The sequence below is a fragment of the Nocardia sp. NBC_01327 genome, from assembly GCF_035958815.1.
Taxonomy (GTDB): Bacteria; Actinomycetota; Actinomycetes; order Mycobacteriales; family Mycobacteriaceae; genus Nocardia.
The window spans coordinates 9063674-9083790 of the sequence record NZ_CP108383.1 but is presented as its reverse complement, the minus strand read 5'-3'; the positions used below and the strand labels follow the sequence as shown (position 1 = coordinate 9083790).

19 protein-coding genes and 1 riboswitch are annotated in these 20117 nt (G+C 66.5%); of the genes, 17 read left to right on the top strand and 2 right to left on the bottom strand.

Annotation, left to right across the window (positions count from 1 at the left end):
* The first annotated feature begins 314 nt into the window (after window positions 1–314).
* The 3 genes from fusA (at window position 315) to OG326_RS41640 (ending at window position 3429) form a co-directional block, all read left to right on the top strand.
* Entirely contained in the window at window positions 315–2360 is a 2046-nt protein-coding gene (gene fusA / locus OG326_RS41650; RefSeq protein WP_327142569.1) for an elongation factor G, read from the top strand.
* A 189-nt stretch (window positions 2361–2549) separates the two neighbouring features.
* Entirely contained in the window at window positions 2550–2975 is a 426-nt protein-coding gene (locus tag OG326_RS41645) for an SRPBCC family protein (protein WP_327142568.1), read from the top strand.
* A complete protein-coding gene (locus tag OG326_RS41640) occupies window positions 2968–3429 on the top strand; it encodes a MarR family winged helix-turn-helix transcriptional regulator (RefSeq protein ID WP_327142567.1) in 462 nt (153 codons plus the stop codon). Before OG326_RS41645 ends, OG326_RS41640 begins: the two co-directional genes overlap by 8 nt.
* A gap of 156 nt (window positions 3430–3585) precedes the next feature.
* Here the strand turns inward: OG326_RS41640 and OG326_RS41635 are convergent, their stop codons facing one another.
* Window positions 3586–4422: a GNAT family N-acetyltransferase gene (locus OG326_RS41635; protein ID WP_327146770.1), complete on the bottom strand. Its 837-nt coding sequence runs from the start codon at window positions 4420–4422 to the stop codon at window positions 3586–3588.
* Window positions 4423–4511: 89 nt separating this feature from the next.
* Between OG326_RS41635 and OG326_RS41630 the strand changes: the two genes are divergently transcribed.
* From OG326_RS41630 to OG326_RS41580, 11 genes are all read left to right on the top strand, one after another.
* Window positions 4512–5150: an HAD family hydrolase gene (locus tag OG326_RS41630; RefSeq protein ID WP_327142566.1), complete on the top strand. Its 639-nt coding sequence runs from the start codon at window positions 4512–4514 to the stop codon at window positions 5148–5150.
* A gap of 114 nt (window positions 5151–5264) precedes the next feature.
* Window positions 5265–5380: riboswitch (SAM riboswitch) on the top strand.
* A gap of 37 nt (window positions 5381–5417) precedes the next feature.
* On the top strand, window positions 5418–6569 hold the full coding sequence (locus tag OG326_RS41625) for an ABC transporter substrate-binding protein (RefSeq protein ID WP_327142565.1): 1152 nt from the start codon (window positions 5418–5420) through the stop codon (window positions 6567–6569).
* 7 nt (window positions 6570–6576) lie between these two features.
* Window positions 6577–8412 carry an ABC transporter permease gene (locus OG326_RS41620; RefSeq protein ID WP_327142564.1) on the top strand — a complete coding sequence of 612 codons (1836 nt, stop codon included), beginning with the start codon at window positions 6577–6579 and terminating at the stop codon, window positions 8410–8412.
* Window positions 8393–9343 (top strand): ABC transporter ATP-binding protein, encoded by a 951-nt coding sequence (locus OG326_RS41615; RefSeq protein WP_327142563.1) that lies wholly within the window; start codon window positions 8393–8395, stop codon window positions 9341–9343. Before OG326_RS41620 ends, OG326_RS41615 begins: the two co-directional genes overlap by 20 nt.
* Window positions 9330–10121, top strand: a complete 792-nt coding sequence (locus OG326_RS41610) for an ABC transporter ATP-binding protein (protein ID WP_327142562.1) — start codon at window positions 9330–9332, stop codon at window positions 10119–10121. Before OG326_RS41615 ends, OG326_RS41610 begins: the two co-directional genes overlap by 14 nt.
* Complete coding sequence (locus OG326_RS41605) at window positions 10118–11128, top strand: putative FMN-dependent luciferase-like monooxygenase (RefSeq protein ID WP_327142561.1); 1011 nt, start codon at window positions 10118–10120, stop codon at window positions 11126–11128. Before OG326_RS41610 ends, OG326_RS41605 begins: the two co-directional genes overlap by 4 nt.
* Window positions 11125–11571: a hypothetical protein gene (locus OG326_RS41600; protein ID WP_327142560.1), complete on the top strand. Its 447-nt coding sequence runs from the start codon at window positions 11125–11127 to the stop codon at window positions 11569–11571. The genes OG326_RS41605 and OG326_RS41600 overlap by 4 nt, the downstream gene beginning before the upstream one ends.
* On the top strand, window positions 11564–12223 hold the full coding sequence (locus OG326_RS41595) for a peroxidase-related enzyme (protein WP_327142559.1): 660 nt from the start codon (window positions 11564–11566) through the stop codon (window positions 12221–12223). The genes OG326_RS41600 and OG326_RS41595 overlap by 8 nt, the downstream gene beginning before the upstream one ends.
* Before the next feature lie 806 nt (window positions 12224–13029).
* Window positions 13030–13662 (top strand): TetR/AcrR family transcriptional regulator, encoded by a 633-nt coding sequence (locus OG326_RS41590; RefSeq protein WP_327142558.1) that lies wholly within the window; start codon window positions 13030–13032, stop codon window positions 13660–13662.
* A gap of 127 nt (window positions 13663–13789) precedes the next feature.
* Entirely contained in the window at window positions 13790–14080 is a 291-nt protein-coding gene (locus OG326_RS41585) for a hypothetical protein (RefSeq protein WP_327142557.1), read from the top strand.
* A gap of 121 nt (window positions 14081–14201) precedes the next feature.
* Window positions 14202–15062 carry an alpha/beta fold hydrolase gene (locus OG326_RS41580; protein ID WP_327142556.1) on the top strand — a complete coding sequence of 287 codons (861 nt, stop codon included), beginning with the start codon at window positions 14202–14204 and terminating at the stop codon, window positions 15060–15062.
* A 1-nt stretch (window position 15063) separates the two neighbouring features.
* Here OG326_RS41580 and OG326_RS41575 read toward each other — a convergent pair whose 3' ends face one another.
* Window positions 15064–17121, bottom strand: coding sequence for a prolyl oligopeptidase family serine peptidase (locus OG326_RS41575; protein WP_327142555.1), 2058 nt, complete (start codon window positions 17119–17121; stop codon window positions 15064–15066).
* Window positions 17122–17256: 135 nt separating this feature from the next.
* Here OG326_RS41575 and OG326_RS41570 point away from each other — a divergent pair, with 135 nt between their 5' ends.
* The 3 genes from OG326_RS41570 to lpdA all read left to right on the top strand — a co-directional run bounded on the left by OG326_RS41570 (window position 17257) and on the right by lpdA (window position 20080).
* Window positions 17257–18261 carry a dipeptidase gene (locus tag OG326_RS41570; RefSeq protein WP_327142554.1) on the top strand — a complete coding sequence of 335 codons (1005 nt, stop codon included), beginning with the start codon at window positions 17257–17259 and terminating at the stop codon, window positions 18259–18261.
* 72 nt (window positions 18262–18333) lie between these two features.
* On the top strand, window positions 18334–18642 hold the full coding sequence (locus tag OG326_RS41565) for a nuclear transport factor 2 family protein (protein WP_327142553.1): 309 nt from the start codon (window positions 18334–18336) through the stop codon (window positions 18640–18642).
* Between the two features lie 34 nt (window positions 18643–18676).
* A complete protein-coding gene (lpdA, locus tag OG326_RS41560; RefSeq protein WP_327142552.1) occupies window positions 18677–20080 on the top strand; it encodes a dihydrolipoyl dehydrogenase in 1404 nt (467 codons plus the stop codon).
* Window positions 20081–20117: the final 37 nt, after the last annotated feature.

The window sequence follows — 20117 nt, the reverse complement described above, 5'->3', positions numbered from 1 at the left end:
CAAAACCCCTGACTTCGGTCAGGGGGTTTTGTCGTATCCGGACCCCGTCGAATATTCGGTTTCGCCGATCGGCGGGGTTCCGTACTCTCACAGGAGATCTCGTGTCGAATGGCACGCGGACATCCAGGAGGGAGACCGTGATGCGTGACGCACGCACGCTTGTCGCTCCCCGCCCTCGCTTCGAGGTGATCCTGGTGTCCTCGCCGGCTCGGTGCCGGCTGCGCGGCCGGTACTGAGTTACCCGGGCGAACTCTCTCTGTCGTCTCGGGAATCGCGCTGTTCTGTTCCAAGACCAGCACGAAGGACTGAAGACCGTGCGTACCAATGTTTCTCGGCAATCTCTGGCCACTGTTCGTAATCTCGGGATTCTCGCTCATGTCGATGCGGGGAAGACGACTGTCACCGAGCGGATGCTGTTCCTCACGGGGATGACGCATAAGCGTGGTGAGGTGCACGACGGGACCACCGTTACCGATTTCGATCCGCAGGAGCGGGAACGCGGGATCACGATTTTCGCCGCGGCTGTTGCGTGCGAGTGGGCCGGGCACCGGCTCACTGTTATCGATACGCCTGGGCACGTGGACTTTTCGGATGAGGTCGAGCGTTCGCTGCGGGTGCTCGACGGTGCTGTCGGGGTGTTCGATGCGGTGGCGGGTGTGGAGCCGCAGAGTGAATCCGTGTGGCGGCGGGCGGATCGGTACGGGGTGCCGCGAATTGCGTTCGTGAACAAGATGGATCGGGTCGGAGCCGATTTCGGGATGGCTGTGGACTCGATTCGGGAGCGACTGCATGCGGTGCCGCTCGCGGTGCAGCTGCCTATCGGGGCCGAGGACGGATTCGCCGGTGTGGTCGATCTGGTTCGTATGCGCGCGCTGCTCTGGGTGGCGGGTGCGCTGACCGTCGCTCCGATACCGGCGGAGCTGTCGGAGACTGCTCGTCAGCATCGGAGAGAACTGGAAGAGGCTGTGGCCGAGCGGTATTCGGCGGCGCTGGACGAGTTCTACGTGCGGTCGGCGCTGTCGGACGAGACCTTGGCGGCGGCGCTGCGCGCGCTCACCCTCACGGGCGAGATCGTGGTGGTGCTGTGCGGTGCGGCGTACCGGAATATCGGTGTGGAACCGCTGCTGGATGCCGTGGTGGCATACCTGCCTTCGCCGTCGGATCGACCTCCGGTGCGCGGCGAGGGCTTCGAGCTCACCGCGGATCCGGCGGAATCCCTTGTGGCACTGGTATTCAAGGTGCAGGCGACCGGTACCGGGCGGCTGACGTTCGTGCGCGTATACGCGGGCACGCTGCGGAAGGGTGCGTCGGTGCTGGATGTAGGCGCCGGGCGCACCGAGCGGATCGGCCGCATCCTGCGGGTGCAGGCGGATCGGCACGAGGAACTGGAGGAGGCTGTGGCGGGACAGATTGTCGCCGTGATCGGACCCAAGTCGGCGCGACCCGGGGCGACGCTGTGCGCGCCGGAGACTCCGGTGCTGCTGGAGCCGCCGACCGTCAGTGATCCGGTGGTCTCGGTGGCGGTGGAGGCACGTACCGCGGCCGATGCCGAGCGGCTGGCGACCGCGCTGGCCCGGATGGTGGAGGAGGATCCGTCCCTGGTCGTCCGCACCGATCCGGAGTCGGGGCAGACGCTGCTGTCGGGCATGGGTGAACTGCATCTCGAGGTGGCGGTGGAGAAGATCCGCCGGGACCGCGGGATCGGGATCGCCGTCGGGCGTCCGCAGGTGGCCTACCGGGAGACGGTGATGCGCGGGGTGTCGGGACTGCGGTTCCGGCATATCAAGCAGAGCGGTGGTCCCGGGCAGTTCGCCGATATCGTCATCGACGTGGAGCCGCTTGTTGTCGATGCGGAATCATCCGGTGGCGCAGTCGAATTCGAGTTCCACTCGACGGTGACCGGTGGTCGGGTGCCGGAGGAGTACGTGCGCGCCGTACAGGCGGGATGCCGAGATGCCTTGGCGGACGGTCCGATCGGCGGTCATCCGGTGATCGGGGTGCGTGTCACCCTCACTGACGGTGCGACCCATCCGGTCGACTCGTCGGAGCGGGCCTTCCGTGCCGCCGGGCGGCTCGCACTGCGAGAAGCCTTGCGCACCAGTGAGATGGCACTGCTCGAGCCGCTGCTCGAGCTGACCGTCACCGCTCCCGAGGAGTCGCTCGGTGCGGTGCTCGGTGATCTGGCCGCGCGCCGTGGCCGGGTCCTCGATTCGGTGACCCGGGGCAGCACGGTGGTGGTGACGGCGTCCGCGCCGCTGGCCGAAGTGTTCGGTTACGCAACACGTTTGCGCAGCCGGACCCAGGGGCGCGGCACCTTCACCAGCCGCCCGCTCGGATATGACCGGCCGCCTGGTCGGTAGGAGGTCCGGCCCCGGTGGCTGGGGGTGACCCGGATAGCTGGGGGGTCTCGAGGTGGTCGGTACGCGTACATGCGGACCGGCCACTTCGCTGTTTGTCGAGGGTTGTCCGGAATCAGGGGTTGATTGTTGTCGCAACTACAGTTACTGTTGTCGCAACAACGAAAACGCGAACGAAATCCAGGGGCAGTCATGATGTACTCGTTCATCGAAGAAGCTGTGATCAAGGGCGATATCGACCAGGTCTGGGCGGTGGCGACCGATGTGGCACGCTGGTCGGAGTGGGATCCGCACGAGGAGCAGTCGCGGATCGACGGACCGTTCGAGGCGGGAACCACCGGATGGGTCAAGCCGAAGGGCGCTCCGGCGGGGCCGTTCACGATTACGGCGGTCGAGCAGGGGAAAACATGGACCAGCGAGGCGGGCATCCCGTTCGGGAAGCTGCGCGGGCAGCGCACCTATGAGGCGCTCGGCGACGGCACGCTGCGGGTGTCCGAGCGGGTGGAGGTGCACGGTCCGTTCGGACCACTGTTCAAACTGATCTGGGCGAAGGCCATGCGAGCGGATATGCCGCTCACCTTCGCGGCATTGGAGAAGGAGGCACTGCAGCGTGGCTGAATCATCGGACGGACCTCGCGGAATCCCGCGGGGTCCGCTCATGAGCCCGGGTTTCTGGCTGCATCACGCCGCGCTGGAGTGGCGGGCGACGCTGGAGCGGAATCTGCGGCCGCTCGGGTTGACGCCCACCCAGTTCAATCTGCTGGCGTCGGCGGGCTGGCTGGGCCGGCAGGGTGAGCTGCCGACTCAGCAGCAGGTGGCCGATATGTCCGGGGCGGATCGGATGATGGCGTCGAAGGTCATTCGGGTATTGGAGGAGCGGGGGCTGCTAGCCCGCCGCGCGGATCCGGTGGATGCGCGCGTGCTGCGCATCGAAATCACCACTGCTGGACGTGAACTGGTGGGCAAGGGCGTGCAAATTGCCGTCGATACCGATGCGCAGATGTTCGGACCCGCCGGTGAGCAGCTGCGGGAGCAGTTGAAACCGATTGCCGCGCACCGAATTCCGGACTGAACCGCGCCGATCCTCGAGCTGCCCCACCCTCGACATCGAGCTACTCGGTGCCGGGCGCTGACTTGCTCCACTCCGGACCCTGAGCTACCTCGCCCGGTCGTTGACGTACTCCACTCCGGACTCCAGACGCTAAGCCACTTCGGCGCGCCAGCTGGGCTAGTCTGCGGCGGACTTGACGAGGATGGCGCGGGTGTAGAGCAGGTCGAAGCCGCTGCGCTGGGCGTTCTGCTGGGATTTGGATCCCGGCTGGGTGGTGATGACGGCGATATCGCAGCCCGCCGCCGTGGCCTCGGCCAGGCGGGCGGCCAGCAGCGCCGATTGAATGCCGCGCCGCCGATGGCCGGGAAGTGTTGCGGCTCCGGTGAGTTGGGCAATGCCCTGGGACATTCGCATACTCGCGCCGCCCGCGATCGTGCCCTCGTGCACGGCGACGTAGCGCTGTACTCCGGCGGCCGCGGTGAGATCGCGCATGGCGCTCGCGATGATTTCGCGCGGGAATTCCTCGTGCGAGACCACGCCCTGGGTATCGGGGTGCGCGAAGCCGTCGGCGATGACATCGAGCCAGATATCGAATTCTCCTGTGCCGCTGTGCCTTACCTCGACATCCGCGGGGAGAGCGGCATCGGCCGCCCTGTCCAGCGCGATGCCGAGAACATTCTCGAACGACACGAGCCGGTATCCGCGCGCGGTGAGGAGTTCGCCGAGGGCGGGTTCGCCGAGATGCGCCAGCTCGATCTGAACGGGCGTGTCCCGCACCTCGAACTGTTTTTCCACCGCCTCGAGTTCCTCCGCATCGGGAACGCCCGCGAACCCCAGGCCCGCCACCTTGTTGAGCGGGGAGCCGTACTCGGCGAAGGCGGCCACACCGCCCGCGATCGGGATGACGAATCCCTCCTCGGTGCCGAGGCGGGCGCTTGCCGCCGCGCCGCCGGTGGCGATCAGTTCCGTCTCGACCCGTTCGATGCGTGCGCCGAGCTCGACGCTGCAGAACAGGGATCCGCGATCATTTGCCATGCCGATCAGCCTAGTTCGAGGTCGCAACCGGTTTCTTGGGGAGAACGGCGTGTCCGTATGGTCGGGGCGTGGCCATTGATCGTGCGACCGCCGTTCCGAACGGACTTGTTGTCGGGTTCGACCTGGATATGACGCTGATCGACTCCCGCCCCGGCATTGCCGCGGTGTGGGATGCGGTGGCCGCCGAGACCGGGGTGCCGATCGATTCCGAGCTGGTGGTGTCGCGGCTGGGTCCGCCGCTGGCGGTGGAGGCGGCCGAATGGTTCCCGCAGGAGCGGGTGCCGGAGGTGGTGGCCATGTACCGGCAGTTCTATCCCGGACTCGCGGTGGAGCCGAGCGATCATCTGCCCGGTGTGGTCGATGCGCTGGCCGCGGTGCACGCCGCCGGCGGGCGGGTGCTGGTGATCACCGCCAAGAACGGCCCGCACGCGCAATTGCATCTGGATCACCTCGGTCTCGACGTCGATGATCTGGTCGGCGGCGCGTGGGCGGAGGAGAAGGGCGAGGTGCTGCGCGAGCACGGTGCGTCGATCTATGTGGGCGATCATCTCGGTGATGTGCGCGCCGCGAAGGTGGCCGATGCCTGCTCTGTCGCGGTGACGACCGGTCCGTATTCCGCCGCCGAACTGTCCGCCGCGGGTGCGGATGTGGTGCTCGCCGATCTCACCGCATTCCCGGCCTGGTTGGCCTCTCACCTGGCCGTTTAGCCACCACACCAGCGGCGAGACCGCCTGCGCGACAGGCGATTCGTCCCATTCTTCACATCACCTTGATTCCAAGGGTGTCTCGGCCCATCCTCGCGTCGCTACATTTGCGCCCACGGTCACGAGTATCAGCATGTTCGAGCCCCGGCTCGCTGATCGGCAACCCTCGCACAGCGGTGGGGTGCCCCGGGTGACGACCAGGTGGTGTCCGCCGGGCATCGCAAGCGCTCTCATGCCCGGCAGTGGTGTGGGTGAGTACAGAGGAATCAGATGAGTAAGCAGTGGTCCCGGTCGCTTCGGGTAGTGGTGGGCATCGCGTCCGCGGCCGTGGTGGCCGGGTCGTTGTCGGCGTGCGGCAATTCGTCGGACAGCAATGGCGACACCGTGTATTTCGGTGTGTCGGGGCCGAAGTCGGGGGCCTCGGCGGAGTACGGGCGGCTGTGGCAGCAGGGCTTCGATCTGGCGATCGATCAGGTCAATGCGGCCGGCGGCATCAATGGTAAGAAGGTGGCGCTGAAGTGGGAGGACTCGCAGTCCGACCCGAAGCAGACGGTGCCGATCGCGACCAAGTTCGTCGGTGACAATTCGATCATCGCCGAATTGGGCGACTTCTCCTCTCCCGCATCGATTGCCGCGTCACCGGTGTACAACCGGGGCAAGCTGGTGCAGTACGGCTTCACCAATTCGTCGACGGAATTCACCAAGGGCGGCGAGTATTCGTGGAGCCCCTCGATCACCTTGGACACCTTCCAGGATCGCAATACCCAGTGGGTGCAGTCGAAGGCGAAGAAGGTCTCGGTCGTCTACCTCGAAACCGATTGGGGTAAAGAGGCTTTCAAGTACTTCCAGCAGTTCGCGCAGCAGCGGGGCATCGAGATCGCCTACTCCTCGTCGATCCTGCCCGATTCGCAGGACTTCCGGCCGGTGCTGATCAAGGGCCGCGATGCGAACCCGGATGCGTTTGTGCACCTGGGATATGGCCCGGATGGTGCGCTCGTGGTCAAACAGTTGCGCGATGTGGGATACAACGGCCAGTTCTTCGGCGGCCAGAACACGCCGCAGTTCATTCAACTGGCGGGCGCGGCGGCCGAGGGAGACATCGTGAACGGCGTCTTCTCGCCGTCCGATACCAATCCGAAGGTGCAGGACTTCGTGACGAAGTTCCGCGCGAAGTACAACACCGATCCGGGCGACTTCAACGTCTACGCCTATGACGCGATCAATGTGCTGGTGCAGGCGGCCAAGTCCGGCGGCGCCACCCGCGAGGGCGTGCTGAAGGGTCTGCGCGAGGTCAAGAACTTCAGCGGTATCGGCCTGGGTGATTCGTTCGCGTTCAATCAGCAGACGCGGCGGCCGGACGGGGTGAAGCCGATCGAATTGCTCTTGAAGAACGGCGCATTCGTGCCGACCGGTAGCAAGTAGCGCGGCAATGTTCGACACGCTTATCGCGGGTCTGGTCCACGGCAATGCGTATGCGCTCATTGCCGTGGGCATCACCCTGATCTTCGGGGTCACCAATGTCATCAATTTCGCGCACGGCGCGATCTTCGCCTTCGGTTCGGTGCTGGGCTGGTGGCTGATCGCCCAGCACGGGGCGCCGCTGTGGGCGGCGATCATCGTGGTGGTCGGCGTGACCGCGCTGGTCGGGGTGGGTATCGATGTGCTGGCGGTGCGCCCGCTGCGGCGGGCGCCGGCCATTTCGGCGCTGCTCGCCACCGTGGCGGCGGGGTTGATCATCGAGAACGTGGTGGCGCTGATCTTCGGACCGGAAACACGGCCATTCCCGGAAGTGCTGTCCACCAATAACTTCCGGGTCGGCGGCGTGCGGTTCGGAACCTCGGATGTGGTCATGTTCGCCATCACGATCTCGGTCATGGTGGGGCTGTGGGCATTTCTGCGCTTCGGCCGGTACGGGCTGGCCATCCGGGCCACCGCGCAGGATCCGGATGCGGCCGCGCAGATGGGCATCAGCGTCGGGCGGATCCAGTCGCTGGCCTTCGCCATCGCCTCCGGGCTGGGTGGGCTGGCGGGCATCTTCGTCGGCCTCTACAACTCGAACATCTCGCCGACCAGCGGCAGCATTGTCGGTATGACCGGCTTCGTCGCCGCGACCATCGGCGGGCTCGGCTCGATTCCCGGTGCGGTGCTCGGCGGTATCGTGCTCGGGCTGGTGGAGGCGTTCGGCATCTACACCTTCGGGGACGGGTACCGGGATCTGATCACCTTCGGCCTGCTGGTGGTATTCCTGGTGCTGCGGCCGGGCGGACTGCTGGCCCGCCCGCCCGCAATCGAATCCGAGCCGCTGACCGGGACCTTCCTCGGTTCCGGGAGGCTGCTGCGGGTGCGCTGGTGGCATGCGCTCATCGCCTTCGCCATTGCGGGGCTGGTGATTCCGGCGGTATCGAACGATTACGGCATCTCGGTGGGTACGCAGATCCTGGCGTACGCGATCATCGCCGTATCCATGACGCTGGTCGCCGGGTCGGCGGGACAGTTGGCCATCGGGCAGGCGGGGCCGATCGCCATCGGCGCGTACACCTCGGCGGTGCTGACGGTATCGCACGGCTGGGCCTTCCTGCCCGCCATCATCGCGGCGGGAATCGTTGCGGCCGTGGTGTCTTCGGTGCTGGCCGCACCGCTGTGGCGGCTGGGCGGACACTATGTCGCCATTGCCACGCTGGGCATCGGCATCGTCACGGTGGCGCTGATCCGCAATTGGGAATCGGTGACACGCGGCAGCTACGGCATTTTCGGAATTCCGCCGCCCGAGCTGTTCGGCTTCGAATTCGTCACGCACACCCAGATTTTCCAGTTGGAGCTGGTGGTGCTGGCGATCACGCTGGCGGTGATCCTCGGGATGCAGCGGTCACGATTGGGCACCGCCATCCGGGCCATCGGCGCGGACGAGGTCGCCGCCCGTTCGGCGGGGGTGCCGGTCCGCGATTACAAGGCGCTGGCCTTCGCGATCGCCGCCTTCTTCTCCGGGATCGGCGGTTCGCTGCTGGCGCACCAGTACTCGTATATCGATCCGACGGTGTTCAATCTGCCGATGTCGCTGCTGGTGGTGACGATTCTGGTGCTCGGTGGCACCGCCTCGCCGTACGGGGCCGTTCTCGGGGCCGTGGTGTTGATCGGTGCGCCGGAGGCCCTGCGACTCGCGCCCGAACTGCGGATCGTGCTCTACGGGCTGGTGCTGCTGCTGGTCGTGCGCTTCCGGCCGCAGGGAATTCTGGTGAGGAGGGAACGTGTCCGAGTCACAGCCTGAGCCGGCGCTCACGGTGCGTGGATTGCGCCGTGCGTTCGGCGGGGTGCGCGCCGTGGATGGTATCGATATCACCATTGCGCCAGGGGAATTCGTCTCGATTATCGGGCCCAACGGGTCCGGTAAGTCGACGACGGTCAATCTCATCTCCGGAGTATTGAAGCCAGACAGTGGTGATATTCTGGTGCGGGGCAAAAGAATTCGCCCCGGAAAGCCGGAGGCTGCGGCCGCCGCGGGCATTGCTCGCACGTTTCAGAACGGGCGGGTGTTCGGCAATATGACCGTTCGCGAGAATGTGGATGTCGGCTTGCAGACCACCCTGCGCGCCTCCCGCCCGCTGCGCTCGCTGGCGGGAATCCCATTGCTGCGCTGGATATCTCTGCTGGCGGAACTCTTCGTCGCACTGGTGCCCACACCGTCCGTGCGGGCCGAGCGCAAGGAGTCCGCCGCCAGGATCGACGCCCAGCTGGCGCGGTTCCAGGAGCGGCTCGGCCCGCGTGCCGACAATGCCGCGTACACGCTGTCCTATGCCAACCGCCGCCGCACCGAAATCGCACGGGCGCTGGCGCTGGAACCCGATCTGCTGCTGCTCGATGAGCCGGCCGCAGGCATGAACCAGACCGAGACCGCCGAAATCGGCAGGCAATTGGCCGAATTGAAGGCGCAGGGACAGACCGTGCTGCTGGTCGAACACAAGATGGATCTGGTCCACGACCTGTCCGATCGGGTGCTGGTGCTGGACGAAGGGCGCGTCATCGCCGAGGGCACACCCGAGGAGGTGCTGGCCGACCCGCGCGTCATCGAGGCATATCTCGGCCGCAGCCGCGCTCCGACTGTGGATGCCGCCGTCGATCAGGCTGCGCCGGAGTCGGAAGGCGAAGTGGTGGAGAGCATTCGAGGCGAGGAGAAGGTGAGCGCCGATGCCGGACTCTGACGCCGTGGTGATCGAGGCCGGCAGCGCTGCTCCGCGCTTCGACGAGACCGCCGCGCCGATCCTCGAATTCGACCGCGTGGTAGTGCATTACGGGCCTTCGCGCGCATTGAACGAGGTGTCGCTGCAGGTGCGTCCCGGTGAAATCGTCTCCCTGCTCGGCGGCAATGCCTCGGGGAAGTCGACCACCATGAAAACCGCGCTCGGGCTGTTGAAACCCACCTCCGGTGTGGTGCGCATCGACGGTGTGGAGGTGACGAAGACACCGCCGTCCGCGCGCATCCGGGCGGGTTTGGCATCGGTGCCGGAGGCGCGGCGGGTATTTCCGGCCATGACGGTCGAGGAGAACCTCTTTGTCGGCGGCTATATCCGCCGCGAGCGCCGCTCGGTGCTGGCCGCGCGGGCCGCGGAGATGTTCGAGCATTTCCCGCGGCTGGCCGAGCGGCGGACGCAGCGGGCGGGCACCCTGTCCGGCGGTGAGCAGCAGATGCTGGCCTTCGCGCGGGCGCTCATGAGCAAACCCCGGCTCATCTGCATGGACGAGCCGACCATGGGACTGTCCCCGCTGTTCGTGGATCGGGTGCTGGAGGAAATCGCCCGGCTCAACCGGGAATTGGGCCTGGCCATCCTGATCGTCGAACAGCAGGCGGAACTGGCACTGAGCATTGCGCACACCGCGAATGTGCTGCGTGCCGGCGAGATCGTGCTGCACGGCACGGCCGCCGAACTCAGCGACAATCCGGCTGTCCGCGATGCCTATCTCGGGAAGGTGACCCTATGAGTTTTCACCGCCTCGGCCTGTTCACCAGGCTGGTGCGCTCCGATGCGAGCGAAGATGCGGCGACCGTGTACCGGCACGCCCGCGAGCAGTTCGATCTGGCCGAGCGGCTCGGCTACGACGGGGCCTGGGTGGCGCAGCACCATCTCGATCCGGCCGAGGGCGGGCTGCCGTCACCGTTCGTCTTCCTGGCGCATGCGGCGGCGCGCAATCCGCGGCTGCGGCTCGGCACCGCCATTGTCACGCTGGCGCTGGAGGATCCGATCCGGGTCGCCGAGGATGCGGCGGTACTGGATGTGCTCAGTGCGGGCCGGCTCGAAATCGGTGTCGGCGCGGGCGGTTCCGGGCACGCCTTCGAATTGTTCGGACTGACCGGCGCGAACCGGCAGCAGGTGTACGCCGAGAAACTGGCGACGCTGACCGCCGCGCTGACGGGCGCACCGCTGGTCGGGGACCGCGGTCTCAATCCGCCCGCGCGGACGCTGCGGGACCGCATCTGGCAGGCCACGTTCTCGGCCGCCGGGGCCGCGCGCGCCGGACTGGCGGGCGACGGCCTGCTGCTGTCGAAGGCGCAGCCGCGTGATCCGGCGGCCCCGGACGCCACCCTCTGGGAGATCCAGACGCCCCTGCTGGACGCGTACCTGGATGCGCTGCCCACCGGCGTCGAGGCCCGAATCGGTGCGTCCCGAGGCGTTTTCGTGGCCGACGATCACGACACCGCCTGGACGCTCGCCGAACGCGGCGCGGCGCGCTTCCTGGAGCAATTGCGCCGTAATGGCGGTCCGGAAGTGGCGACCACCGTGCAGGAGGTGCTGCGCGACTCGTTCATCGGCACGCCCGATGAGGTGGTCGCACAGCTTTCCGCGGACGCCGCGCTGCGGCATGCCACCGATTTCATCGTGCAGGTGCACCCGGTCGACCCCGGCCAGGAGGCGACCCTGCGCTCCATCGAACTCATTGCCACCAAGGTTGCGCCGCAACTGGGTTGGCGGGAAGGAACGACTCCGTGACCGACGTGATCGACGCCGTCCTGGGCGAACGGGCGGAGGGCGTGCGCGAGCTCCGGCAGCAGCGCCCGGCCGTGGTAGCGCACACCCAGGGCGTGTACGACGCCCTGCTGGACGGCCCCGGCGCCGCCTCGGTGGGGCGCGAGCGCCTCATCGCCGCGGCCGTGGCCGTGGCCGAGCTGGCGGGTGCGCCCGAGCTCGCCGCGCACTATGCCGGACTGGGAACCGCACCGGCACAGGGTGATCCGGTGCTGGCCGCGATTCTGCGGCATGCGGCGCTGGTGACCAGCACGCCCGCCGCGGCGACCCGCGCGGATATCGACGCGCTGGCGGCCGCCGGACTGTCCGCGGACGACATCGTGACGGTGGCGCAGCTCATCGGCTTCGTGCACTTCCAGGTCCGGCTGCTGGCCGGTCTCACCCTGATCGGAGCCGGACATGAGTGAACAGAGCGTGCGCAGCGCCGAATCGGCCGCCGCTTCGCGCGACGGCGAACCGGGCAGCGAGGTGCGCAGCGTCGAATCCGGCCGCCGCCCGGGCGGATTCACGCAGGAGCAGTTGGACTGGGTGCCGTGGGTGGAGCCCATCCGGCTGGCCGACGCCGATGCGCGGCAGGCTCCGCTGCTCGAGGGAGATCGGGGCGTGGGCCCGTACTTCCGGGTGCTGGCGCGCAATCCCGAGGTGCTCGCCCATCGCAGTGGCAATGACAGGGAGATCTTCTACGGTCGCGCCGGATTGGGCCGTGCCGAAAGGGAACTCGCCGCCACCGTCACCTCACGGCACAACGGGTGCGAGTACTGCGCCTCGGTGCACTCGCGATTCACCACTGCCCTGTCCAAGCGCGGCGATGATGTGCAGCGCCTGCTGGATGAGGGAAATGGGGTGCGCATCGACGAAAGATGGGATGCCATTATCGATTTCGTCGACGCCCTGGCCGCCAATCCGCCGCGCGCCGGCCACGCGCATATCGAACGGCTGCGGCGACTGGGTCTGACCGATACCGACATCCACGATCTGGTGCTGTCCGCGGCCTCGTTCTCCTGGGCCAATCGGCTCATGCTCACGCTCGGTGAACCGGAGGTTCCGCAGGCGGATTGACAGCTTCCCGGAACCGTACAAAGGGGGTTGCCAGACAGTCGCAGCAACCGCATCATGTGTGGATCTCCGTGACAGCTTCCCCGGAGCGCCGGGACCCGGCGAGTCTCGCTGAAACCCCAGGTAGGCCAGCGTCTAACCCCGTCTCGAAAAAAAACTAGATTTTTCCTCGAAAAGCTTCCCGAGGCGTGGTCCGGCTCGGTATGGTCCCGATGGCAAACAGTCAGTGAAGCAACACTGGCTACCGTTATTCGATCGGAGCACCACCATGACGGACATCATCTCGGACGTACTCGTGCAGACCATCCTGAAGCTGCTCGCGACCGGCTCGGCGAGCGGTTCCGCCAAGTAGCCACGCGAGTGCCACCTTTCGGCTACTGCGCGGGAGCCGACGAGGTACTGAAGGGCCTGATCCATGACGAGGGGATCGGGCCCTTCGTCATGTCCAGGGTGAATGTCCGGTTCGATAGGGGTGCGACGCTGGTCGCCGCACGACTCGCCATTTGCGCGGAAATATATTCTAAAAATCTCCTGCAAAAGTATTCCGTCCAGTTCGTCCGCTCTGTATCGTGTTGATTGGCAAACGATCAGTGACTTTCGGGCCAATGCGGCATCGGAATGCGTTTCTTCCCCCGGAACCGCGTTCCGAACCTGGGGCGGTTCCCCTGCCAATACCCGCCGCCCCAGGTACGCCGTACTGGCCCGAAGCAGCTGAGCCAACTTTCGGCTATCGCGCGGGATGTCGAAGGTGCAAACGAAGGGCCCGATCCATGACGAGGGGATCGGGCCCTTCGGTATTGTCTGGCGCAATGTCACAGGAAACGAACGCGGGAAGAATGTACGCCGGACAGCCCGTAGAAGACCGGCAACGGCAGCGTCGTGCGCGTTTTCTGGAGTCGGGGCTGACGGTGTTCGCGCGAGACGGATACGCAAACAGCTCCGTCGGCGCCATCTGTAAGGACGCCGGCCTCTCCTCACGGCAGTTCTACGAGGAGTTCACCGGTCGCGAATCGCTGCTGCTCGAGCTCTACGAGCAGATCGACCGCGAATCACGGGAAGCCGTGGCGGCCACCATCGCCGAGCACTCCGATGCCAACGCCATCGACATCATCGACGCCGCCGTGCGCGCGTATATCGAGTCGATCGGGCGCGATCCCCGAAAAGCCCGGGTTGCGCTGGTCGAGGTCGTCGGCGCCGGGCCGAAGGTCGAGCAGTTCCGGCTCGAGTTGCGCCGCGCCTGGGGCGCACTGCTCGCCAGCGCCGCCGAGGATGCCGCCCTGCACGGTGAAATCCCGCCCGGTGACTACGAGATGCGGGTGCTGGCGATCATCGGCGCCGTCAACTACGTGGTGGATGCCTGGAGCGGTTCCGAACCCCGGTCGCCGCTGGACGAGGTCATCAGCGTGCTGCGCCGCGTCATCATGGGCGCCGTCAGCGCCTGACCGCACGTCAACCGCCCTCGGCCGCACCGATTTCCATTCGCGGGTGTGTACCGGGGGCGGTACCGTGGCGGGCATGTACGGGGGAATTCGCAGTACGCACCTGGTGTGCACCGGCTGTCGTGTGTCGATGAAACGTGCCCTCGGGCACGGCAATCCGGCCCGGCCGTGCCCGGTCTGCCGCCGCCCCATGCGCGATGCCGGCACCGCGCTCGCCGTCCCGCGCCACACCGACCTCTCCGGCTGGCGCGCCCTCGCCACCGTGCTGGACTCCGGATTCACCTATCACACCACCGGGTGCGGTCAGGACGGCCCGGGCCACCGCCCGCGCAATTTCGGCGGACCGTTCGGTGCGCGCCGCTGGGCGGCCACCGCGGTCCCGGCCTCACGCAATCCCAGCCGCCGCAGGCAAACCCCGTAGCGGGCAAGCCAGCCGGTCGTACCGCCCACCTGGCGACGCCGCCCGGACTTGATCTTGCTCCCGCCGAAGGGTAAGCGCGCCTTCTCTCCTGGAAATCCGGACGCGCGGTAGCGTGCGGGGCGTGGAGAGTGTGCCGATTCAGATGCCGGACGGGTCGACGGTCACCGTGTGGTTGATTCCGGCGAAGGGTGCGCACCGGCATCCGATCACCGCCGATTCGCCGCGGCCGGTCGTGGTGATCGTGCCGGGCCTGGGGGTGCCGGGGGAGTACTACTCGCTATTCGGAAATCCCTTGGCGGCAAGAGGATTCGACGTCGCGCTGCTGGAGCTGCGCGGGAAGGGCGACAGTCGGCCGAAACCGAATCCGCCCGGACCCTACGGCTATCAGGAACTGGTGTCGGTGGACTTTCCCGCCATGTTCCAGGTGGTGCGCAACAGATTTCCGGACAGCACCCCGTATCTGCTGGGGCACAGCATGGGCGGGCAACTGGGTGTCATGTACGCATCGCGCATTCGCGGACGCCTGGGCGGGCTGATTCTCATCGCCTCCGGAACGCCGTATCACCGCGGCTACCGGGGCCTGGCCGCGCCCGGCTTCCTGCTGGGCAGCGCCGCAGTCTCCTTGGCCGCCAACCTCGCCGGATTCTGGCCCGGTGACAAGATCACCGCCGGCGGATTCGGCCCGCAATCGAAGGTGCTGATCGCCGACCTCGCGCGATTGGCCCGCACCGGGCGCTTCGAACCGGCCGGTGCGGATATCGATTACGAGGAGCGCATCGGCCGGCTGAAACTGCCGGTGCTGTCGATCACCATGACCGGCGATGAGCGCACCCCGATCAGCTCGGCCCGGCATCTGCTGGACAAGCTTCCCAAGGCCGACATCACGACCTGGCACAACCCGGCGCCGCTGGGCCACAACGGGTGGATCAGCGACCCGGGTTCCACCGTCGACTACGTCGAAAAGTGGCTCAGGGACAGATGAGTCAGGCGTCCTTCTCGATGAGCGTGCGGGTGAAGAACTCGTAGATGAGCGAGGCCTGGAACGCGGACTGCTTATTGTCCGCCGCACCGCCGTGCCCGCCCTCGATATTCTCGTGGTACCAGACCGGGTGACCCTGGGATTCCAAGAGCGCGGCCATCTTTCGCGCATGGCCGGGGTGCACGCGGTCGTCGCGGGTGGAGGTGGTGAGCAGGATCGGCGGATACTTCGCGTCCGGATCGGTGTTCTGGTACGGCGAGTACTTCGAGATGTACGCCCACTCCTCGGGCTTGTCCGGGTCACCGTATTCGGCGATCCAGGACGCGCCCGCCAGCAGCAGGTGATAGCGCTTCATATCCAGCAGCGGAACCTGGCACACGATGGCGCCGAACAGTTCCGGGTAGCGGGTGAGCATGACGCCCATGAGCAGGCCGCCATTGCTGCCGCCGACCGCACCCAGCTGATCGTGGGTGGTGATGCCGCGCGCGACCAGATCGCGGGCGATCGAGGAGAAGTCCTCGTAGACGCGGTGCCGGTTGGCCTTCTGCGCGGCGGTGTGCCATTCGGGCCCGTATTCGCCGCCGCCGCGAATATTGGTCATCACCCAGGTGCCGCCGCGTTCCAGCCAGCCCATACCGGCCGCACCGCTGTAGGCGGGGGTGCGGGAGACCTCGAAGCCGCCGTAGCCGGACATGACCGCGGGGCCGGGGGCGCCGCGCCGATCCCGGTGCCGCAGCACGAAATACGGGATCATGGTGCCGTCGTCGGAGCGGGCGAAGAACTGCTCGGTCTCCACGCCGGCGGCGTCGAAGAATTCCGGTTCCTTCTTCAGCATTTCGGTGGCGCCGCCGACCGAACTCGTCAGCAGTGTGGTGGGACTGGTGAAACCGCTTGTGGAGAGCATGAATTCGTCGCCGCCCTCGAGCGGGTCCAGATTCATGACGCTGGTGGTGGCCATCGGCGGGGCATCGCCGAGCACCTCGCGCACCCAGCCGCCCGGCCCGGGGGTGACCACATGCAGTTTGGTCTGCACATCCTGCAGGGTGATGAGCAGCAGGTGATTCTCGGTCCAGCCGTAACCGTGCAGCGCGGTGTGCTCGTCGGGGGTGAACAGCACCTCGAAATCGCGTGCGCCGCTGAGGAATCGCTCGAAATCGATGACCAGCAGCGCACCCGCCGGATAGCCGACCGCGCCGATCTCCCAGGGCGATTTCAGCCGCACCAGCAGCCAGTCTTTGTACCAGGATTCGGAGGCGTCGCTGGGCACCTCGATGAGCCGGCGGCTGCCGTCGTCCTCGAGCAGGAAGACCTCCTCATTGAAGAAGTCGGTGGCGCGACCGGCGAAATGCCTTTCGTAGCCCGGGGTTCGGTCGTATCCGGCGGAGACGGCCACATCCCCGGCCTCGCCCTCGAAGACGGTGACGGCCTCGGTGAGCGGCGTGCCGCGCTTCCAGCGCTTGGCAATACGCGGATATCCGGAGTCGGTGAGCGAGCCGGGACCGAAATCCGTTCCGACATAAACGGTATCGATATCGATCCAGCGGATCTCGGATTTGGCCTCGGGCAGTGCGAAGCCGCCGTCCGCCGGTTCGAGGAAAGACCGTGTCTCGATATCGAATTCGCGGACCACCTTGGCGTCCGCCCCGCCGCGCGAGAGGCTGATCAGGGCCCGGTGCTGTTCGGGCCGCAGTACGGCGGCGCCGCTCCACACCCAGTTCTCGTCCTCGGCCGCGGCGAGCGCGTCCAGATCGATCAGGATCTCCCACGCCGGTTCGTCCTTGGCGTATTCGGCGAATGTGGTGCGACGCCACAGTCCCTTGGGGTGCTCGCCGTCCCGCCAGTAGTTGTAGAGCCACGGCCCGCGCCGCCCGGGATAGGCGATGCGCGTATCGGTATCGAGCATGTCGAGGATGCGCGCCTCGAGCCCGCTGAACCGTTCCGAGGCCGCGAACCGCGCCAGCACCACCTCGTTGTGCGCCCGCGCCCAATCCAGCGCACGATCACTGGTGACTTCTTCGAGCCACAGGTACGGGTCTGTCACGGTCTCGCCATCACCGGTCATGCCCTACATTCTTGCCGAGTCCGAGGGGACGTGGTGCCCCGACCGGTCGAGGCGGGCCGATCGAGTCCGCCGGTTGTCACATAACGGTCAGTACGATTGCTGGGTCTATGCCGATCCGCTCCAGGAGGTCCCGGATTGCCGTCTCAGTCGCCGGAACAGACCGGGCCCCGGCTGTGGGAGCAGCACTGCTGTCTCCCGCTGCTGCCGTCGGCCGATATTTCCGAATTGGCCCGCTACCCGCTCGGCTCGTATCTGTCGGTGAACGTGGGGTATTCGCCGCATTCCACCCGGGATTCGCTGGTGCTGCTGGACCAGTTCCGCCGGGATGCCCTGGCGGACGGCCGATTCCGGCTCGTCGAGCGGATCGCGGATGCGGTCGAACCCGATCCCGACACCGTCGCGCTGGCCTTCGATCTGGAGGATTCCGGACCGCTCGGCGGCGACCTCGACAATGTGAAGATGTTCTACGACCTGGGCGTGCGCTCGCTGCTGCCCAGCTACAACTATGCGAATGCGGCCGGATGTGGCTGCCTGGATGCGGAGGACACCGGACTCACCGCGTACGGCCGCGATCTGATTCGCACGCTCAATGCGGTGGGCATGTTCGCCGACGGCTCACACTGCTCGGTGCGCACGGGGCTGGACATCGCCGATATCACCGAAGTCCCGATGATCTACAGCCACTCCAATTTCGCTGCGCTGCGGGCGCATCCGCGCAATATCACCGATGATCAGGCGCGGGCGTGCGCCGGCACCGGCGGGGTGATCGGCATCAATGGCGTGGGAATCTTCCTGGGCCGCAATGAACCCGGTCAGCGGGCCGAACGCATCGAGGCCATCGCGGACCACATTGCCTACGGCGCCATGCTGGTCGGCATCGAGCACATCGGCGTGAGCTCGGACTTCTCCTTCGATGGCGACGACTTCAACGAGGAGATCGCGCGGAATCCGGAGATCTTCTCGGAGGAATTCACCCGCTACGGCCCGCTGCAGTGGACGCCGCCGGAGGATCTGCTCGGTGAATCCGAGGTGCCCGGCTTGAACGAGGTGCTCATCGGCCGTGGATTCTCGGATGCCGAACGCGCGGCCGTATTCGGCGGAAATTTTGCCCGGGTCGCGCAGCAGGTCTGGCGCGATTGAGTCGCGCGGTTAGACTCGAACGCGGTGTGTTTGCCCTGCTCTTGCCATTCCGAAGCCGAGAGGGATGAACAGATGACGCAGCTCGATCGCACGGTGCAGAAATTCGTCGACGCTATCAATGCGCACGATTCGGATGCTTTTTTCGAAACCCTGAGCGAAGACGCCAGCATGTCCGATGACGGCAATGAGCGGAATCTCGCTCAGTGGACCGATTCGGAGATCTTCGCCACCAATGCCCGCATGAGCGTCGAATCCACCACCAGCCCGACCGAATTCGTCGCCGACTACAGCAATGACCGGTGGGGGAGCATGCGCACGGCCTGGCGCTTCACCGTCCGCGACGGCCTCATCAGCCGCTTCGAAACCGGGCAGGCTGGATGAGTGCGGCGGGCGCGCCGGGGTTAGAGTCGGGGGCGTGACTTCCCACTACGATGTCGTCGTTCTCGGCGCTGGTCCCGGCGGTTACGTCGCCGCGATCCGCGCCGCTCAACTCGGCCTGCGAACAGCGATCGTCGAGCAGAAATACTGGGGTGGCGTGTGCCTGAACGTGGGCTGCATTCCGTCCAAGGCGCTGCTTCGGAACGCGGAGCTGGCCCATATCTTCAATAAAGAAGCCAAAACCTTCGGCATCTCCGGTGAGGTGAGCTTCGACTTCGGTGCGGCGTTCGACCGCAGCCGCAAGGTGGCGGACGGCCGCGTCAAGGGCGTCCACTTCCTGATGAAGAAGAACAAGATCGATGAGTTCGACGGTGCGGGTACCTTCACCGACGCCAAGACGCTCTCGGTCGCGCTCACCAAGGGCGGCACCGAGACCCTCACGTTCGACAACGTGATCATCGCGACCGGTACCGAAACCAAGCTGCTGCCGGGCACTTCGCTCTCGGCCAATGTGGTGACCTACGAGGAGCAGATCCTCACCCGCGACCTGCCGGGCTCCATCCTCATCGTGGGTGCGGGCGCCATCGGCATGGAGTTCGCCTACGTCCTGAAGAACTACGGCGTGGATGTGCGGATCGTCGAATTCCTCGATCGCGCCCTGCCGAACGAGGACGTCGACGTCTCCAAGGAGATCACCAAGGCGTACAAGAAGCTCGGCGTCACCATCACCACCGGTGCGGCCGTGCAGTCCATCGACGATGACGGCTCCAAGGTCACCGTCGCGATCAAGGACAACAAGTCCGGCGCCATCGAGACCGTCACGGTCGACAAGGTGCTGCAGGCAGTCGGATTCGCGCCGCGGGTCAAGGGCTACGGCCTGGAGAACACCGGCGTGCAGCTGACCGATCGGGGCGCCATCGCCATCGACGATGTCATGCGCACCAATGTCCCCGGCATCTACGCCATCGGTGACGTCACCGCCAAGCTGCAGCTCGCGCACGTCGCCGAGGCGCAGGGCGTCGTCGCCGCGGAGACCATCGCGGGCGCGGAGACCCTGCCGCTCGGCGATTACCGCATGATGCCGCGCGCCACCTTCTGCCAGCCGCAGGTCGCCAGCTTCGGTCTCACCGAGCAGCAGGCCCGCGACGAGGGCTACGACGTGAAGGTCGCCACCTTCCCGTTCACCGCCAATGGCAAGGCGCACGGCCTGGGCGACCCCAATGGTTTCGTCAAGCTCATCGCGGATGCGAAGTACGGCGAACTCATCGGCGGCCACCTCATCGGCCCGGATGTCTCCGAACTGCTGCCCGAGCTGACCCTGGCCCAGAAGTGGGACCTCACGGTCAACGAGCTGGCCCGCAATGTGCACACCCACCCGACATTGAGCGAAGCCCTGCAGGAGGCCATCCACGGCCTCGCCGGGCACATGATCAACTTCTGATCCGCCCCGAATCACCAAGGCGTCCCGCGGTTTTCGA

Bases quoted from the DNA above. Each gene is read 5' to 3' on its own strand.
- OG326_RS41620 (WP_327142564.1), top strand. From the start codon at position 6,577: ATGTTCGACACGCTTATCGCGGGTCTGGTCCACGGCAATGCGTATGCG.
- OG326_RS41625 (WP_327142565.1), top strand. From the start codon at position 5,418: ATGAGTAAGCAGTGGTCCCGGTCGCTTCGGGTAGTGGTGGGCATCGCG.
- OG326_RS41610 (WP_327142562.1), top strand. From the start codon at position 9,330: ATGCCGGACTCTGACGCCGTGGTGATCGAGGCCGGCAGCGCTGCTCCG.
- OG326_RS41645 (WP_327142568.1), top strand. From the start codon at position 2,550: ATGATGTACTCGTTCATCGAAGAAGCTGTGATCAAGGGCGATATCGAC.
- OG326_RS41585 (WP_327142557.1), top strand. From the start codon at position 13,790: ATGAAACGTGCCCTCGGGCACGGCAATCCGGCCCGGCCGTGCCCGGTC.
- OG326_RS41590 (WP_327142558.1), top strand. From the start codon at position 13,030: ATGTCACAGGAAACGAACGCGGGAAGAATGTACGCCGGACAGCCCGTA.
- OG326_RS41595 (WP_327142559.1), top strand. From the start codon at position 11,564: ATGAGTGAACAGAGCGTGCGCAGCGCCGAATCGGCCGCCGCTTCGCGC.
- OG326_RS41605 (WP_327142561.1), top strand. From the start codon at position 10,118: ATGAGTTTTCACCGCCTCGGCCTGTTCACCAGGCTGGTGCGCTCCGAT.
- OG326_RS41575 (WP_327142555.1), bottom strand. From the start codon at position 17,121: ATGACCGGTGATGGCGAGACCGTGACAGACCCGTACCTGTGGCTCGAA.
- OG326_RS41565 (WP_327142553.1), top strand. From the start codon at position 18,334: ATGACGCAGCTCGATCGCACGGTGCAGAAATTCGTCGACGCTATCAAT.